Source organism: Enterococcus sp., from assembly GCF_032555305.1.
In the GTDB taxonomy this organism is placed as follows: Bacteria; Bacillota; Bacilli; order Lactobacillales; family Enterococcaceae; genus Enterococcus_A.
On sequence record NZ_JAWGOQ010000003.1, the window covers coordinates 221,884 to 239,047 of the forward strand.

General features: G+C 39.5%; 13 protein-coding genes. 3 read left to right on the forward strand and 10 right to left on the reverse strand.

The annotated features are described in order from the left end of the window. Positions 1 to 84 precede the first annotated feature (84 nt). From yjfF to E6139_RS04075, 4 genes are all read right to left on the reverse strand, one after another. A complete protein-coding gene (yjfF, locus tag E6139_RS04060; protein ID WP_410470507.1) occupies positions 85 to 1,107 on the reverse strand; it encodes a galactofuranose ABC transporter, permease protein YjfF in 1,023 nt (340 codons plus the stop codon). Continuing rightward, positions 1,097 to 2,113: an ABC transporter permease gene (locus tag E6139_RS04065; RefSeq protein WP_316401785.1), complete on the reverse strand. Its 1,017-nt coding sequence runs from the start codon at positions 2,111 to 2,113 to the stop codon at positions 1,097 to 1,099. The genes yjfF and E6139_RS04065 overlap by 11 nt, the downstream gene beginning before the upstream one ends. Continuing rightward, positions 2,113 to 3,615, reverse strand: a complete 1,503-nt coding sequence (locus tag E6139_RS04070; RefSeq protein WP_316401786.1) for a sugar ABC transporter ATP-binding protein — start codon at positions 3,613 to 3,615, stop codon at positions 2,113 to 2,115. The genes E6139_RS04065 and E6139_RS04070 overlap by 1 nt, the downstream gene beginning before the upstream one ends. 73 nt (positions 3,616 to 3,688) lie before the next feature. Beyond that, entirely contained in the window at positions 3,689 to 4,702 is a 1,014-nt protein-coding gene (locus E6139_RS04075) for an ABC transporter substrate-binding protein (protein WP_316401787.1), read from the reverse strand. Between the two features lie 245 nt (positions 4,703 to 4,947). Between E6139_RS04075 and E6139_RS04080 the strand changes: the two genes are divergently transcribed. From E6139_RS04080 to E6139_RS04090, 3 genes are read left to right on the forward strand one after another with little or no spacing between them, the layout of a single operon-like run. Beyond that, the gene (locus E6139_RS04080) at positions 4,948 to 5,916 is read left to right on the forward strand and encodes an ABC transporter substrate-binding protein (protein ID WP_316401788.1); all 969 of its coding nucleotides are present in this window, start codon (positions 4,948 to 4,950) and stop codon (positions 5,914 to 5,916) included. A gap of 2 nt (positions 5,917 to 5,918) precedes the next feature. Beyond that, entirely contained in the window at positions 5,919 to 7,367 is a 1,449-nt protein-coding gene (locus tag E6139_RS04085; protein ID WP_316401789.1) for a sensor histidine kinase, read from the forward strand. Then, on the forward strand, positions 7,360 to 8,928 hold the full coding sequence (locus E6139_RS04090) for a response regulator (RefSeq protein ID WP_316401790.1): 1,569 nt from the start codon (positions 7,360 to 7,362) through the stop codon (positions 8,926 to 8,928). The genes E6139_RS04085 and E6139_RS04090 overlap by 8 nt, the downstream gene beginning before the upstream one ends. A 49-nt stretch (positions 8,929 to 8,977) precedes the next feature. Here E6139_RS04090 and E6139_RS04095 read toward each other — a convergent pair whose 3' ends face one another. The 6 genes from E6139_RS04095 to E6139_RS04120 all read right to left on the reverse strand — a co-directional run bounded on the left by E6139_RS04095 (position 8,978) and on the right by E6139_RS04120 (position 16,919). Beyond that, positions 8,978 to 9,979, reverse strand: coding sequence for a DUF6933 domain-containing protein (locus E6139_RS04095; protein WP_316401791.1), 1,002 nt, complete (start codon positions 9,977 to 9,979; stop codon positions 8,978 to 8,980). A gap of 376 nt (positions 9,980 to 10,355) precedes the next feature. Then, positions 10,356 to 12,212, reverse strand: a complete 1,857-nt coding sequence (locus tag E6139_RS04100) for an ATP-dependent nuclease (protein WP_316401792.1) — start codon at positions 12,210 to 12,212, stop codon at positions 10,356 to 10,358. Continuing rightward, a complete protein-coding gene (locus E6139_RS04105; RefSeq protein ID WP_316401793.1) occupies positions 12,212 to 13,792 on the reverse strand; it encodes a DUF2130 domain-containing protein in 1,581 nt (526 codons plus the stop codon). Before E6139_RS04105 ends, E6139_RS04100 begins: the two co-directional genes overlap by 1 nt. Before the next feature lie 194 nt (positions 13,793 to 13,986). Next, the gene (locus tag E6139_RS04110; protein WP_010744532.1) at positions 13,987 to 14,253 is read right to left on the reverse strand and encodes a type B 50S ribosomal protein L31; all 267 of its coding nucleotides are present in this window, start codon (positions 14,251 to 14,253) and stop codon (positions 13,987 to 13,989) included. Positions 14,254 to 14,352: 99 nt separating this feature from the next. Beyond that, on the reverse strand, positions 14,353 to 15,648 hold the full coding sequence (rho, locus tag E6139_RS04115; protein WP_316401794.1) for a transcription termination factor Rho: 1,296 nt from the start codon (positions 15,646 to 15,648) through the stop codon (positions 14,353 to 14,355). Beyond that, positions 15,648 to 16,919, reverse strand: coding sequence for a UDP-N-acetylglucosamine 1-carboxyvinyltransferase (locus E6139_RS04120; RefSeq protein WP_316401795.1), 1,272 nt, complete (start codon positions 16,917 to 16,919; stop codon positions 15,648 to 15,650). Before E6139_RS04120 ends, rho begins: the two co-directional genes overlap by 1 nt. Between the last annotated feature and the right edge of the window lie 245 nt (positions 16,920 to 17,164).

Consider the following 17,164-nt stretch of genomic DNA (forward strand, 5'->3'; position numbering starts at 1 on the left):
CTGACAGTTAGCTCGTAATAAGGAAGCATTATGCAAAAAAAACGAGCCCTTTTTTAGGAACTCGTTAATATCTATTTCATTCAGTTATACTACTACATCAACAGGCTCTTCCAGCTTCTCCTCTTTTCGTTTCTTTTTGCCCTTCGTTCGTTTGTCGCGATTAACGATTGCTACCTGCATCACGATACATAGGAGCATCAGTAAGCCGACAAAAATCTTAGTCCACCATGAGCTGAGCGTTCCTTGGAAATCGACCATCGTACGAATCACACCCGTAATCAAGACACCGATCACCGGTCCAATCAGAGAGCCGACACCGCCGGTCAGCAGCACGCCGCCGATTACGCAGGCTGCGATTGCATCCATTTCTAAGCCTTGAGCATGTAATCCATAACCTGATAAGGTATAGAAGCTGAACATGATACCCGCTAGTGAAGAAGCAAAGCCGCTTAATGAATAAATCATTATTTTTGTCCGACCCACTGGCAATCCCATCAGCATCGCTGATTGCATATTGCCGCCCATCGCATAAACGGTGCGACCAAATTGCGTATATTTTGATAAATAGATACAAACAAGTACGAAGACAATCGCGATCAATACATTGAGGGAAATAAAGTAGCCCGGCAACAAATAGACTTTAAATTGTGAGAGATCGTAAAATGTATCGTTTGTGATAGGGATCGATTCTATTGAAATCAAGTAACAGACTCCGCGAGCGAAAAACATACCAGCCAGCGTAACGATCCATGGGTGCATTCTGAAATACTGGATCAGGAAACCTTGGACTGTTCCGAAGACAGCACCGACGATCAAACAAATAGCAATCACTAGAAAGGCATTCATCCCACCTTTCAATAAAGCCGCAGCAATCATCGAGGTCATCGCAATTACTGCACCAACGGATAAGTCGATACCACCAGTCAAGATCGGGAAACAAATACCGCAAGCTAACACGATCAGATGCGCATTATTGATAAACAGATTCAAAACGACTCGCAGGGATAAAAAGCTAGGATACATGACTGAGCCAGCTAAAAACAAGAGTAAGAAAATCCCAATGGAAGCCAACAACGGAACGTTTAGATTGCCAATTTTAATTTTCAACTGAGGCACCTTCCTTTCTTTTCTGCTTCATAGCCGCTGACCATTCCTTCATTCGTTCAGAAGAAAGCAGTACGACAAAGATGACAACGATGGCCTTGACCACCATGATCGTTTCTGAGGGAATCCCAAAGGTAAAGATGGTCGTACTCAAGGTTTGGATAAACAGTGCCCCGATGACCGTTCCGCCAATGTAAAATTTACCACCATCCATTGACGTTCCGCCTAGTACAACAGCTAGAATCGCATCTAGTTCCAATGCAAGTCCGTTGTTGTTACCATCTGCACTGGAAACATTTGCGCTATCCATCATACCGCTCAATGCCGCCAGCACACCACAAATTATGTAGCAGATCCATAGAACTTGGCGTGTATTGATACCTGCATAACGTGCCGATTGTTCATTGATTCCAACAGATTCGATCGATAAGCCGAGCGACGTTTTTCTAGTCAGCAGATAAACACCCAGTACCACCAAGCCCATTAAAATTGCAGGAAATGGCAAACCAAAGAGGTAACCGCGACCGATAAATGAATAGGAAGTTTTGCCCAAAGTTAAAATCTCTCCGCCTGAAATGATTTGGGCAAGCCCACGTCCGACTGTCATCAAGATCAACGTTGCGATCATCGGTTGGATATTCAATCTTGCCACTAAGAAGCCATTCCATAATCCGCAGAGACAGCCGGCGATCAGTCCGGTTATGATTGCTGCACCAACGGGCATTCCGATCGTCAATAGATAAGCGGCGATCATCGCCCCTAAGGCATTGACTGAGCCGACGGAAATATCAATCCCGCGAGTCGCGATAACTAAACAAACGCCGGTAGACACGATCACTAAGGAGGCTCCGCGGTTCAGCACGTCGATCATGCTTCCATAGAGATGTCCATCATTGATAGACAATTTGAAAAAGTTCGGTGAGAAGAATAAGTTGAACAATAAGATCAGCAACAGACCGACTACCGCCCACAATTCCTTTCGTTTTAACAATGGTTTGAGTTTTTCCATTATGATACCTCCCCGGCAATAGCGCTCATAATATTATTTTCGGAAATTTCTTCTTCGATCAATTCAGCTACTGAAAGTCGATCTCTTAAAACAATGATTCGATCACAACAGCGAACCATTTCCTCGTATTCAGAAGAGATGAACAAGATCGATACTCCGTCTCTAGATAGTGATAAAATCAAACTTTCAATCTCTCTTTTAGAACCGATATCGATCCCTCTTGTCGGTTCATCTAAGATCAACAACTTGGGTTCGGTGACGAGCCAGCGTGCCAACAAGACTTTTTGCTGATTCCCGCCTGATAGTTCCCCCACCTTTTTATCGGCATTCGGTGTTTTGATATTCAACAGCTTGATATATTTTTCTGCAATCTCCTGCTGTTCTTTGAAGCCGATTCGTTTCCAGCCGCGCTTTGCCTGCAGGGAGACGATGATATTCTCACGAATACTTAGATCAGCTAGGATTCCTGACACTTTTCGATCTTCGGAACAAAAACCAATATTTTCCTTGATCGCTTTTTGCGGATACATTTTTTTAATATGATCATTATCGAGATAAAGAACGCCATCATCGAATTCCTGTGCTCCGAACAACAGCTCTGCCACTTCACTTCGCCCAGAACCCAGCAAACCTGCGAGGCCTAAAACCTCGCCTTCACGAATACTCATTGAAAAGTCATTGATCACACCTTTTTTAGTGACATTCCGCATTTGAATAAAATTTGTTTGCGGGTATTCTGTAGTTTTTCTAAAGGCTCGTGAGTTTTCGTCCTTAAATTCCTGTCCAATCATTTTCGTCACCAAGTCAATCTGGCTCAATTCACTTGCCGGATATTCTCCGATCCAGCGACCATTACGCAACACTGTGATTCGATCCGAGATCGCGTAGACTTGATCCAAAAAGTGCGTTACAAATAAAATCGCCATGCCATTCTTTTTCAACTCGCGAATGATTCCGAATAATTGCTCTACCTCATTGCCATCCAAACTTGACGTTGGTTCATCTAAAATCAATACCCCTGAAGACATATCTACTGCCCGGGCGATGGCGATCATTTGTTGAACTGAAACGGAGTAACTGTCGAGAGTTTGTGTGACATCTACATCGATCTTCAATGTTCCTAATAGCTTCTTGGCATCAAGATTCATTTTTTTCCAATCGATCTTACCCATCTTTTTTGGTTGACGACCGATATAGATGTTTTCCGCTACTGTCAAATTCGTACATAAATTGATTTCCTGATAAACGGTACTGATACCTGCTTCTTGTGCTTCTTGTGGTGTTTGCGGTTCGATCTGTTGATTATTCAGTAAGATCGTGCCGCTCGTCTTGGGATAAACACCGGTCATTACCTTGATCATGGTGGATTTTCCAGCACCATTTTCGCCCATCAAGGCGTGTACTTCTCCCTTGCGGAGATTGATCTTTACGTCATTTAAAGCCCTCACCCCGGGGAACTCTTTTGAGATATGCTCTAGGGATAGGACGATTTCATTTTCCATGTGTGGATTCCTCCTCTAAACGCTTCTAGCTAGAATAAAAAGGAATAGAGTGACCTCTATTCCTTTTAAAGTATTAGTAAGGTCTTGGTAGGTTTTCTTCAGCATTCTTACTATCAAAGATGCCGTTTTTAACAATTACTTCTTTTTCAACTTTTTCGCCTTTAGCTAATTTTTTAGCTGTTTCGATGATGTCCTCCCCATATAACGGACTACATTCTACAACACAATTGATTTTTCCATCGACGACTTGTTCTAATGCATCATTAGTTCCGTCAAAAGAAATAACGGTAATATCTTTACCAGGCACTTTGCCGACTTCTTCGATTGCTTGGAGCGCCCCCATTGCCATGTCATCATTTTCCGAGAAGAGCACATCGATATTGTCGCCATTCGATTTCATAAAGGCTTCCATAACTTCTTTTCCTTCAGCACGGGTGAAGTTTCCAGATTGCTTTTCAATAACCTTCCATTTATCATGCTTCGCAACGCCTTCTGTGATCCCAGCTGTACGGCCTACTTGAGCAGAAGAACCAGTCGTTCCCTGCAGATGAGCGATGTTCACTTCATCGCCTTCTTTGCCATCAGCTTTCAACTTGTCTTCTAGCCATTTGATTCCGCGTTCGCCTTCATCTTTAGAGTCGGTCCCGATCCGTGCGTTGTACAGATCCTCAACCTTCTTGCCTTCCACCTTCCGGTCAACGATCAATACAGGAATATTTGCATCCTTGGCTTCGGTTAAGACTGTTTCCCAACCAGTTTCTACAACGGGAGCTACTGCGATCACATCGACACCTTGTTGAATGAAATTACGAATAGCTGAAATTTGATTTTCTTGCTTTTGTTGCGCGTCAGAGAATTTTAAGGTTACGTCTGGATCATTTTTCGCTGCATCTTGGACGGATTTCGTATTGGCTGTCCGCCACTGACTTTCTGCCCCTAATTGAGAAAAACCAATCGTGATCTTGTCGTCTTTGCCTTTTTTCGCACCTGAATCCTCAGAGGCGTTTCCTCCTCCGCTACATCCGGCTAACAGTGTACCAAGGATTGTAAGTGACATAAACGCGCTGACCAATTTTTTCTTCTTCATTCATTTTCCCTCGCTTTTCTTTTGATGAGTTAATCATAAAGCGAGATTGAAAACGCTGCCACGAATCATTTATGTTGATTTTCTTTAAATTATTCAGCAGATTATAGCATCATAGAAAATCATTCAAAAAGAACCTTGATTATTTTCAGAGACTTGCTATAAATATTTTCGATACGCTATCTTTGGTAAATTTTTTTTCATACAATATAAGTAAGAAGTGATGGCGCTATGAGGAGGACTACAAAATGAAAAGGTTTTCGTTTTTAATGCTAGTGCTTTTATTGTTGACTAGCTGCTCTGCAGGAAATTCCAACTCAGATGAAGAAAAGAAACAACATGTAATCGGGTTCTCCCAGATCGGCGCAGAAAGTTCTTGGCGAGAACGCAACACGGAATCTGTTTTAGAGGCGGGAAAAAGGGCTGACTATAAAATACTTTACGAAAATGCGAACCAAAGTCAGGCGGAACAAATCAAAGATGTCCGTTCCTTCATCGCCTCACGCGTAGACCTGATTATTCTGACTCCGATCGTGGAAACTGGTTGGAAGCATGTTTTAGAAGAAGCAGCCGATGCTGATATCCCTGTAGTCATCAATGATCGGCTGATCTCCAAAGAGGATTCGGATCTTTATAAAACTTTCGTTGGACCCGATGTTCCAATTCAAGGAATCCAAACCGCGGATTTTCTAAAGAAAAAATATAAGGATGCTCCAGCACCAATCAATATTGTTGAGATTCAAGGCAGCAAGGATGCTTCTCCGGCGATCAGCCGCCATGATGGCTTAGTTGAAGGATTGAAGGACGATCCACGTTTCCAACTGGTTGCTTCAGTCCACGGCGACTTTATGCTTTCCAAAGGCCGAGAGGCGATCAAAAATGTGGCGAAATCTCAGGATCTAAAACAAGTCGATGTGATTTATTGCCACAATGATGATATGGCGGATGGCGTTGTCTCCTATTTAGAAGAGACTGATATTAAACCAGGCAAGGATGTCACGATTTGCAGTGTTGACGGTCAGCAAAGCGCGATTGATTTACTGAAGGCCGGGAAGATCAATTGTGTGATCGAATGTGATCCGAATATGGGGAAGAAACTGTTTGAAGTTGTCACCGATGTCTTAGATGGAAAAGATGTTCCTAAAGAAAACTACACAACGGGACGAGTCTTCTCAGAGTATTCCGATTTAACTAAAATAGATGAACGAGGGTATTGATCATGAAGCGGATAAGTATCGGAAACACTTTAGATTATCATTATAAGCTAGTGATCCTCTTAGCTATTTTGCCGATGGTTTTGATCAGTATTTTCTTTATGGTGAATATCTTTCAATACCGACAGTCGATTGAGAACGTCAACGATGTCAATAAGCTCAATTCTGAAATGGCGGTAAAAATCGATAATTCAGTCTTTTATTTGATCACTGGCAAGCCGACCAGAATGCAGGACCCGACAGAGGTGATCCTGCATTATCAAAAGGAATTAGATAAATTGAAGGACAGCTCTTCATCTTTCGACCAGCAGCAAACATTAGATGTCGCTAAACGTATTTTGGACACGGATCGACATTACGTTTCTACTATCAAAAAAAATATCGCCGCTGAAAAACCAATCAGTGACAGCGAAGCCATCCTAGTTGAGATTCGAAACGTTAATGTTCTATTAAAGGACACGCTGCAGGAATTCGTGACCGGCGAGATTAATCTTTCCAATAAAAAGAGCAACCAAATTTTTCAAACCATCATTGTTTTACTATTTTTGGAAATTTGTTTAGTGATCGTTCTGGTCATTATTATCAGCCGCAATAAAAAGAATTTGAATGCTCGCATAAAGATTCCGATGGATAAAATTTTGACCTCTCTGTCTGAAGTTTCTAAAGGAAATTTAGATACCAAAGTAGAAAGTTCCGAGATCATTGAGTTCGACCATCTTTCCACTGAGGTCAATCAGATGACTACTCAGATCAAAGCCTTGCTGGAACAGAACGATCGCAAGCAACAAGCCATCGCTAAGGCTGAGCTAAGAGCCTTGCAAGCTCAGATTACTCCGCATTTTATTTACAACAGCTTGGATGCGATCATCACCCTGTCTGAATTAGACGAACCAGAACGTGTCGTTGAAACAACGTTAGCCTTATCAAACTTTTTTAAATTGACCCTTAACAACGGCAACGACTGGGTGACCGTTCAACAAGAAATTGAACACGTTAAAAGCTATCTGCAAATTTTAAAAACCCGTTATGGATCAATTTTGGAGTACCAAATCACGATCGATCCGAAAATCGAGCAGGTCAGAATGTTGAAAATGATCCTGCAGCCAATCGTCGAAAATGCCATGTATCATGGCATCAAGCACAGCCGTCGACGCGGACTGATCCAAATCAATGGCAGCCAGCAGGAGCAGCGTTTAGTTTTTGAAGTCACTGACAATGGTGTGGGAATGTCTCTCCAGCAAATCGAAACCTTACAAAAGAATATCCGCGAGCTGGATCCGACCGGTGTATCAGGCGGTTATGGACTATATAATATTTACCGCAGATTGCGCCTTTATTTTGGTGAAACGGCTGAGCTGAAGATGACAAGTCAAGAAAATCAAGGAACGACCGTTACGATCATTTTACCGATCCAGATAGATGTCTTTCAAGAAATGGGGAACGAAGATGCTTAAAGTGTTTATTGCGGAAGACGAAGAAATCATTCGCTTATCCCTGCGCAAACAACTCGCCAAATTGGAAAAAGAAGGTGAAGTTCAGTTTGTCGGCGAAGCCAGTGATGGGGACATGGCCCTTTCCATGATGCAGGAATTGAAGCCGGATCTGCTTTTGACAGATATTCGGATGCCCTTCATGAACGGATTAGATCTTGCTCGTTACGCCAAAGAAATGCTGCCGTGGCTTCATGTGATCATCATCAGCGGCTATGATGATTTTGCCTACTCCCAAGAAGCGATCTCTATCGGTGTCGATTCCTATATCACCAAACCAGTGACTACGAACGAGCTGATCAGCGCTATCATGTCCTCGCAAAAACAGATCCAGCAAGAATACGAACGACAAAAGCAGCCGGATCAAAAGAACAAAATACTGCACTTCGAATACTACAAGGAACATTTTTTTCATCATTTAGAAAAAAGCGGCTACGAGCCTGGTGAATTGATCGAACGGCAGGAAAAGCTCAACTTCAACTTATTAGGGCAATATCTAACCGCTCTTTACGTCAAACTGCCTCAGCAGCATTTAAATGAACAAAACTATCAACACTTGATCCTGCGTTTCAATGAAATCTTTGGCTCTGATAAAAGTGTTCTGTCAGTAGTCTATGATACGTTGACGATCAAGGGGCTGGTAAGCGGTCCAACAGAAGCGAAGTCCATGGAAAAAGCCTATTATGCGGCTGATATTTTAAAATATGAACTTCAAAGTATTGAGGAATCCGCTTTTGTCATCGCGCTCGGCAATACCTCCAATCGCCTGACCGAGCTGCGCAATAATCTGCTGGTCACGCAGCAATATGCGATCGACAACCTTGAACCCTTCAGCGGAAAAATCATTCGTCTTGCCGACACAGTAAACATTGAAGACGCGAGATTCGTTTTACCAGATAAAACCCTGCTGGATCTCAATCAAGATTTTCGTGTAACAGAGTCAATCAATGTAATTTTACAAGGTCTACAAATAGAAAAAGGTTTCTCTTCCTCCTACGCCTATCAAATTTCCCAATACTTGATGAAGTTCTTGGAGAAACTGGATACTAACCAAGGGAAGAAAGTTTTGGCCGAATATCAAGAATCCGACCTTGTCTTGATCAGTAATACCCCTTCCGTATATCGGCTTTTACTTGAAGTCCTGCTGACAGCGATTAAAAATGGGGTAAAAGAAAAAAGCTATCAAAAAAAGGAACAAGAACATCCTGTTGTGACCACCGTATACAAAGAAATGCTGGAAAACTATTCGGATCCAAATCTTTCCTTACAGGCAGCCGCTGATGATACAGGCGTCAGCTTGACTTATCTAAGTACCCTTTTCTCTCAAACAAAGGGAAAAACCTTTATTGATGCACTAACTGAGATTCGGCTGAATCACGCCAAAGAACTACTAAAAGAAACAGATCTGCTGATCACAGCAATCGCCTTTGAGATCGGCTATAATGATCCAAATTATTTCAGCTACCTCTTTAAGAAAAAAGTCGGTATCTCGCCGAAAGCTTTTCGCACGGAGCAAAATAAATAAGCACAAGAAGAATTCGCCTTTCTTCTTGTGCTTATTTCCTAGTCATCAATTAATACCAATCATCCATCATTTCCAGTGTCATAATGCCGTCATCCACGCCCATTTCGATCTGCTCTCGAATCTCCGGCATATCCGCTGCCTTCACTTCGCCTGCTGCAATCAAAAACTGATAGAACTTTTTCATTGATGAACCAGCCTTTTTGACCGCGCTCTCACTGATCCACACATTTTTACGTGCTCCCCAGCTGAAAAAGTCGCTAATGACCTCAAAAGAAGAAACGGCTATATCAAAGCCATAAAAAATCAAATAACCACTAAGATAATCTTCAATATTTGCCAGATGTTTATTGACGGTTTTCTTGGTCTGCTTCTCATGCTGTTCAAGATATTGTTGAAACGCAATTAAAATCAAGCGATTATTCGCTAATGCCGCATCAAATTCCTTATCAGAAAAATCGCCAGTCTTGTAATTGATCAAACTTTTCCAATTTTTCTCGACTACATACTTTTCCTCTGCGTCTTCTTGAGAAACATCGTGGAGCAAAAGCGGATCTTTGAAAACTGCTTGCAATTTATCCGAAGGGCGCTCTTCTTTGAAAAAATAATCCGCCATAGCCAAGCTAAGCTTCACATCAACCAGCGTATCCAAATTAAAGCGTTCATGATATTCCATGGATGCGATCATATTATTGATGATTCCCGTAATCACACGATTATATCCTGCGCCTATTTCGATCTCACCGGCTAAATCGAAATATTCAGTGATTTTCTCCTGAGGAATTCCTGCTGCTTGAAAAACATCTGTAATAGCATTCGGAATAATTTCCTTCAGCTGCTTTTTCGTTTTAGCATCAATGCCAATCAACACAATTGGAAAATACGTCAAGTCATTGACTAGCAATAAAACTTTCTTTCTTTTAACATTAAAGTAATTCGCATGCCAAGAAAAAAATGGATTTTTATCAGAAAAACTTCTTGCCAATTTTTTATCAGCAGCTTGTGGTAACTGATTAAATAATGGCAATGCCTTTTTGGATGGATTGATGATCATTAGAGCACCTCGCTTAAATTGTTTTGTTCATTCTCAAAACTCAGTAATAGTATAGCAAAAATCGTTGATAGATGTATTTTTTGCTAATCAATGATTTTTAGACATAAAAAACGAGTTTCCCATAATAGGAAGCTCGTTAAAGTCGGATTGAACAGAATTTTTATTTTTCCTCTACGTTGGCGTCTTTGAGACCGTATTGTGTATTTCCTGAAAATCTGGTTTTACCTAACTTGATCCAAACCGCTTTAAATCAACATTTTAGATAAAAGTAAAACTTGTTCGAGAAGGTCAAAAGTATTGTCAAAAAATACTCGCCGGTATTCCAAATTGACAGTACATTGTAATAATGTAAGCCTCATTTCGATATAGTCAAATTCTATGATATTGAAAACAATCCATTTATGATTTCTTTCCACTTATCGCTTATATTATTATAGTCATTCTTCCAATTCTCCTGAATAAATTTGTAAGCCTTATACGGCTTATCTTTTGAAGATATGCTATATCCCAAAACATCTTCAATACAATTTTCTAAACTGATTAATCTAGAATCATCATTTAACGCTGTTTTAATAGGTTCGTTCATAACGACAGCACCAGGTGTGTTTAGGTCTAAGTCATGCATGACAAACGGAACAATTCCCATAGCTTTTAAGTATTTCACTAAAGATATAATGCTAGCTTTACCTCTTGCTCTAATAATCTGCCAATTGCACATTACATTTTTTTTCATATCTTCAGGCAATAATGGAATAGTTTCCCTTAAAACTATTTCTTCGGTATCTCCTTCAACAATTAAAACATTTCTTGCAAAAAATATTCTAGCTAAGTAATCATCCATTTTCAGAATAAGTTTAACATAATCTTTCTCGTCATTTTGCAAACTAGTGAAAGCTTCTTGAATGTTAAAAGCTCGATTGTGTATAACATCGCAATAAGCAAGTTCTTCAGTGTTAGTTTCTAGTTCTACTTTTTCTACATACAGATAGTTTAGTAGCTGACCTGTTCTTTTTCCTAAATCTATCATATACGGTGAATGCGTAGAACAAACAATTTGATTATTTCCAGTATTAGCTAGTTCATATATTGTATCCCTCATTTGAGTTGCTGCATTAGGATGTAAATAAATTTCGGGCTCTTCAAAGCAAATAATTAAGGGTCTTTCATAAGAATTTTTTTTCATATCTCTTAGCGCTTTGTATCTGAGAAGAGCAAATACTGTTGACCTAATTACCCCAGTTCCTTGCATTTCAACTGGTGTTGGGATATTACTAATCATTGACACTGAGAATGTTGGTTTAATTGCACTATTTGCATCAGAGAGTTTGGCTTTAGCGTTTAAGCCTACACCAGAAAAAACACCAGATAATGTTTGATTCAAATCAACCATCATTTTCCCAAATTCTGTCTCTGAATTTTCAGGATCTAGCTCATCCGCTAACTTATCAAGTAATATTTGGGCTTGTTTGTAATTCTCAGATTCATTTCTAACATCCGCAAAGAGTTCAACTAATATATTTTGAAATGCTCCTTTTGTTTCCTTGAGATCCTCTGCTCCATCATGAGCCGGAATATAAAGGACCTTAGGCAATCTCGAAATGACAATAGGCGCAATACCTCCTGGATTTTCATCCCAGATTTCCTCAGTCGAATAATCATAAAAATCAAATTGATTTTCAAAAAAGTCTATAAAATCCTGCAACTTTTTTGCAGGCATCGGTTTTGATCTGATTTCATTTTCAAAATCAGTATTGATCAAATAACTTTCTTGAAAACCGGCGTCAATGAAATCATCAATTTTTTTTATATTTTTTATGTCTTCTTTTTTTTTCTTTGTTATAGATTTCATCTCAATTTTTCTTACTAGACCAGGTTTGAATGTCTTTCTGTAGAATATTGAATTGCCAACTGTCTCGTTACCATCAGAGTCTTTATCCTTGTATTTAAAAATTCGCCCTCTAAATCCTCGCCAAGTGAAGGCTTCTGGAGGTAATTCTCTGAACTCAGCCGTCAAAACAACTTCACCACATGAATCAATTCCCGTCTCATGTACAAATTGAAAAAAAGATTCCTCAGAGAGTTTGTTAGTATCGGTTAAAAGGAGTTCAATTGCCTTTAATATTGTACTTTTGCCGGTATTGTTTTCTCCAATAAGAAAACTCGCATTGGAGAAATGAATCTCTGAATCCTTATGTCTTCTGAATCCTTGTATTTTTAGTTTGTGCAATCGCATTAATAATCATCCCTTTCTAGTTGTTCAAATTTCTGTTTCATAGTCGGATTCTTCTTTACAAGCTTTTTTACCGTTAAATCCTCAGCTTTGCTATTTGCAATTCTCAGATTGTTTTCAGAAGATACAAGAGCAGACTTTGTTTTCTCTAAATGCTTGATTGTTTTATCAATTTCTTCAATCGCAGTTTTAAATTTTCTACTGGCTAAATCATAGTTTCTAGAAAAATTTGTTTTAAACAAATTCAAGTCATCTTCAAACTTAGTGATATCGATATTCTGCTCTCGCATCAATGCTACTTCTTGTTTGTATTGTAGAGAATTGAGAGCAGCATTTCTCAATAGAGTGATGATAGGAACAAAGAACTGAGGACGAATTACATACATTTTTTCATATTCATATGAAACATCAACAATTCCAGAATTGTAAAGTTCATTCTCTGATTCCAATAGAGTCACTAGAATTGCATACTCGCACTTCTTCTCCTTCCGATCTTTATCTAATTCTTTAAAGAAGTTCTCGTTTTTCTTCTTAGTTGCAGTTTCATCGCCTTCATTCTTCATTTCAAACATGATTGATATGACTTCATTATTGTTCTCATCAAACTCACGATAGATATAGTCTCCCTTACTACCAGAACTTACGTCATTATCTTTGCTAAATTGTGCATTCTTAAAGGCACTCATTCTCATTTTATTAAATTCTGTTTCACAATGCTGTTCAAGGCTTTCTCCAAGCAACTTGGTAGATTGCTTAGCTTTAAAATCCTTGTAAAAAGCGATTGCTTCATCTTTTTGTTTCAATTCGATTTCATATTTATTCTTAATAGAATTTTTCTCAAGTTCTGTTTCTTTTTCTTGCATTTGTAATTTTGATTTAAGAATGTTGATCTCTTTCTCATTTTCAGAATTGGCTTCTGCCAGTTTTAATTTATTTTCATTTTGAAGCGCATTCATTTTCGAGCTTAATTCTAATAGCTCTTTTTCCTTTTCGGACAGTGCCTGTTTCATTTCGTGTTCTTTTTCTTTAGTTATGGATTGTGATTTTGCTTCAAGCTCCACAATCTTCTTTTCTTGTTCGGTTAATTTTTCTTTCATCACAGACTCGATTTTTGAAATGGCAAGCATTTTTTCTTGTTCATTAGAGTCAATCTTTGCTTGAAGTTCGACCAACTCCTTCTCTTTTTCTACCAAAGCTTGTTTAATTTCATGTTGTTTCTCACTCTCCATTGAATCTGATTTAGCTTTCAATTTCTCAATTTCAGTATCTTTTTGAGTTAGCATTTCCTTCATATTGCCTTCTGCCACGGTTAACGCCAACTTTTTATCCTGTTCACCTGACTGGATTTTGGATTGAAGTTCTGCCAATTCTTTTTCTTTTTTTGAAAGTTCCTTTTCAAAAGAATGCTTTACTTTTTCCTTAGCTAAAGCTAAGTTACTCTCATGTTTTTCCTTTACTTGATTTAACTTCTCTTCAACTTCCTCGCTGAACTCTTTTGTCCTTACCTGATTTAAGATATCAGCATAGCTTGTCTCATCTACAGTAAAAACATTTTTACATTTTGGACACTTTATTTCATGCATTTTCAACCCCTCCTAATTTATAAATAATTATGAAAGTAATTTTATTCATTATATTAAAATTTTATCATGAAACTCACATTCATAAAAGAACAATTGAAATTTTAAAAATGAATTTCCTCAATTATAAAGATTGATCACAAAAAAACGAGCTTCCCATAATAGGAAGCTCGTTAAAGTCTGCTTGAACAGAATTTTTATTTTTCCTCTGCGTTGGCGTCTTTGAGACCGTATTTCTTGTTGAAACGATCGACACGTCCATCTGCTTGAGTGAATTTTTGACGTCCAGTGTAGAATGGATGAGAGTCTGAAGTAACTTCGACACGGATTACAGGGTAAGTGTTTCCGTCTTCCCATTCAACTGTTTCTTGTGAAGTTTTAGTTGAACCTGACAAGAATTTGAAACCTGTAGTTGAGTCCATAAACACAACTGGATGATATTCTGGATGAATTCCTTGTTTCATAGTTTTTTTCGCTCCTTTGCCCTGAATCATTTGCTGGTTCAGAGTTATTTTTGCAATTTGCAACATGAATATACTATCATGAATGATTCGACAATGCAATTATCTTTTCAGATTTCTTCGTGGTGTTTTCCCACCGAATGAAACATCCTTGAAAGCTTTGAAAACACCATCGTTATTCTTCGTCTTTTTCAGGAAGTTCACGAATTGTGAGGTATATTCCAACGAATCTCCAGTCATATTATTACGAAGCTTGAAAATTTCTTCCAGACGAGATGGAGCCATCAATAATTCTTCTTTACGCGTACCAGATTTCTTAATGTCTATTGCAGGGAAAATCCGGCGTTCAGACAATTCACGCGACAATTGTAATTCCAAGTTCCCTGTTCCTTTGAACTCTTCATAGATTACATCATCCATCCGACTGCCTGTATCGACTAATGCTGTCGCTAAAATCGTCAAGCTGCCGCCTTCTTCGATATTCCGAGCCGCACCAAAGAATTTCTTCGGTTTGTATAATGCAGCTGGATCAATCCCGCCGCTCAATGTTCGACCACTTGGCGGAACAACTAAATTATAGGCGCGAGCCAACCGGGTGATACTGTCCATTAGGATCACGACATCACGCTTGTCCTCGACTAGACGCATCGCCCGTTCCAAGACCAATTCAGATACACGTGTATGATTTTGTGGTTGTTGATCAAACGTTGAATAGACCACATCGCCCTTCACGCTGCGTTCCAAATCTGTCACTTCTTCAGGGCGTTCGTCGATCAGTAAGACAATCAATTCAACATCAGGATAATTATCAGTAATGCCATTGGCAACTTCTTTAAGGATTGTTGTTTTTCCGGCTTTTGGCGGAGCTACGATCAGACCGCGCTGGCCAAAACCGATAGGTGAGAAGATATCGATCATTCGGGTAGATAAACGACCAGGTGTTGTTTCTAAGACTAATTGTTTCTCAGGGTAAAGAGCAGTCAATGCTGGGAAATGCGGACGTTCTTTGGCTTCTTCTGGATCCTTGCCATTGACGCTTTCCACATGCATCAAGCCATAATAACGCTCTGATTCTTTTGGTGGGCGAGCTTTTCCTGCTACTTTATCACCGTTTCGTAAGCCAAAACGACGAATCTGTGAGGAAGAAATATAGATATCCTCGGCACTTGATCCATAATTGATTGGCCGTAAAAAGCCGTAGCCGTCTTGCCCGACGATATCCAAGACTCCTTCCATGTAAAAGAAGCCTTGTTTCTCTGCCTGCGCCCGAATCACAGCCAATGATAATTCTTTTTTGTTCATCTGGCCGTAATAAGGAATTTTAAAATCCTTTGCATAGGTATAGATTTCTTTCAGCGTCTTGTTTTCAAGTTCCGCCATTGTTAAATAATCGCTCATTATTCCGCCTCTTCCTCGTCGATCATTTCGATAGTAGCACCAAGAGCCGTCAGTTTCTCAATAATATGATCGTATCCACGTAAAATGTATTCCACGTTAAAAATAGTTGTTTTTCCTTCAGCCATCAATCCAGCGATAACTAAACAAGCCCCAGCGCGTAAATCAGAAGCCACTACTTCTGCACCGTGTAATTTGTTCGAGCCATTTAATATGATTAGGTTGCCTTCCACGCGGGCATCAGCGCCCATGCGGACTAATTCAGGAATATGATTCACTCGTTTTGAATAGATCGTATCAATAATTTCAGCCGTTCCTTGGGCTTTTAATAATAACGGTGTGATCGGTTGCTGCAAATCTGTCGCAAAGCCTGGATATGGTGATGTAGTAACATCCACTGTCTTCAAGTTCTTAGACGGCAGCACTTCAATACTGTCCTCTGAGATATTCATTTCCACACCGATTTCTTCCAATTTCGCAATAAAACTTTCAATATGTTCATAGATTACGTTATGAACGGTCACGCCTTCGCCCATCGCAGCTGCTAGAGCCAAATAAGTCCCCGCTTCGATTCTATCAGGGATGATCGAGTGGACACAGCCATGTAACTCTTCCACACCTTCGATCCGAATCTCATCGGTACCAGCCCCACGGATCTTCGCTCCCATATTGTTTAGCAAGGTTGCAACGTCAATAATTTCTGGTTCACGGGCAGCATTTTCAATAATCGTTTTGCCCTTAGCCTTAACAGCAGCGAACATCACGTTAATAGTCGCACCAATAGAAACCACATCCATAAAGATGCGATCCCCCTTTAATCCGTCTTCATCTGTTCGTAAATAAATCACGCCATGCTCATTTGAAACTTCTGCACCTAAACTCTCAAATCCCTTGATGTGTAAGTCAATTGGACGAGGGCCTAAGAAACATCCGCCGGGTAAGCCAACAACTGCTTCACCAAATTTTCCTAATAAAGATCCCATGAAATAGTAAGAAGCACGTAATGAATTGATTTTACCGCTTGGCATTGGGATCGATACGACTTTACTTGGATCAATCACCATGCGATTATCTTCAAAAGACACTTTTGCTCCCATGATCTCTAGAATCTCAATCAATGAATGCACGTCTTGAATGTCTGGAACACCTTCTAAAGTAACTGGCGAATCCGCCATGATAGCTGCTGGAATTAATGCGACTGCACTATTTTTCGCGCCGCTGATTGTAATATTACCTGATAATGGCTTTCCGCCATGAATTTCGATTTTTCTCATTTATTTTCACCTAATTAATTATTTTGAAGTTTATAGACCATTATCCATTCTAGCATATTATTGCCTGCATAAAAAGGAAGCTTTCTCAAATCTCACAAGAAAATAAGCAGGTTTTTCACGTTCAAATTGGATTTCATTATCTGGCCGCTAATTTTGGTCTAGAACTTTCTTACTTAGCTGAAAATATTAGTATTTTTAAAATTTTTGAAACTAGAATTTCTGAATAGATCCAATATAAATCATTT

Bases quoted from the DNA above. Each gene is read 5' to 3' on its own strand.
- E6139_RS04065 (WP_316401785.1), bottom strand. From the start codon at position 2,113: ATGGAAAAACTCAAACCATTGTTAAAACGAAAGGAATTGTGGGCGGTA.
- E6139_RS04070 (WP_316401786.1), bottom strand. From the start codon at position 3,615: ATGGAAAATGAAATCGTCCTATCCCTAGAGCATATCTCAAAAGAGTTC.
- E6139_RS04075 (WP_316401787.1), bottom strand. From the start codon at position 4,702: ATGAAGAAGAAAAAATTGGTCAGCGCGTTTATGTCACTTACAATCCTT.
- E6139_RS04080 (WP_316401788.1), top strand. From the start codon at position 4,948: ATGAAAAGGTTTTCGTTTTTAATGCTAGTGCTTTTATTGTTGACTAGC.
- E6139_RS04085 (WP_316401789.1), top strand. From the start codon at position 5,919: ATGAAGCGGATAAGTATCGGAAACACTTTAGATTATCATTATAAGCTA.
- E6139_RS04090 (WP_316401790.1), top strand. From the start codon at position 7,360: ATGCTTAAAGTGTTTATTGCGGAAGACGAAGAAATCATTCGCTTATCC.
- E6139_RS04095 (WP_316401791.1), bottom strand. From the start codon at position 9,979: ATGATCATCAATCCATCCAAAAAGGCATTGCCATTATTTAATCAGTTA.
- E6139_RS04100 (WP_316401792.1), bottom strand. From the start codon at position 12,212: ATGCGATTGCACAAACTAAAAATACAAGGATTCAGAAGACATAAGGAT.
- E6139_RS04105 (WP_316401793.1), bottom strand. From the start codon at position 13,792: ATGCATGAAATAAAGTGTCCAAAATGTAAAAATGTTTTTACTGTAGAT.
- E6139_RS04110 (WP_010744532.1), bottom strand. From the start codon at position 14,253: ATGAAACAAGGAATTCATCCAGAATATCATCCAGTTGTGTTTATGGAC.
- rho (WP_316401794.1), bottom strand. From the start codon at position 15,648: ATGAGCGATTATTTAACAATGGCGGAACTTGAAAACAAGACGCTGAAA.
- E6139_RS04120 (WP_316401795.1), bottom strand. From the start codon at position 16,919: ATGAGAAAAATCGAAATTCATGGCGGAAAGCCATTATCAGGTAATATT.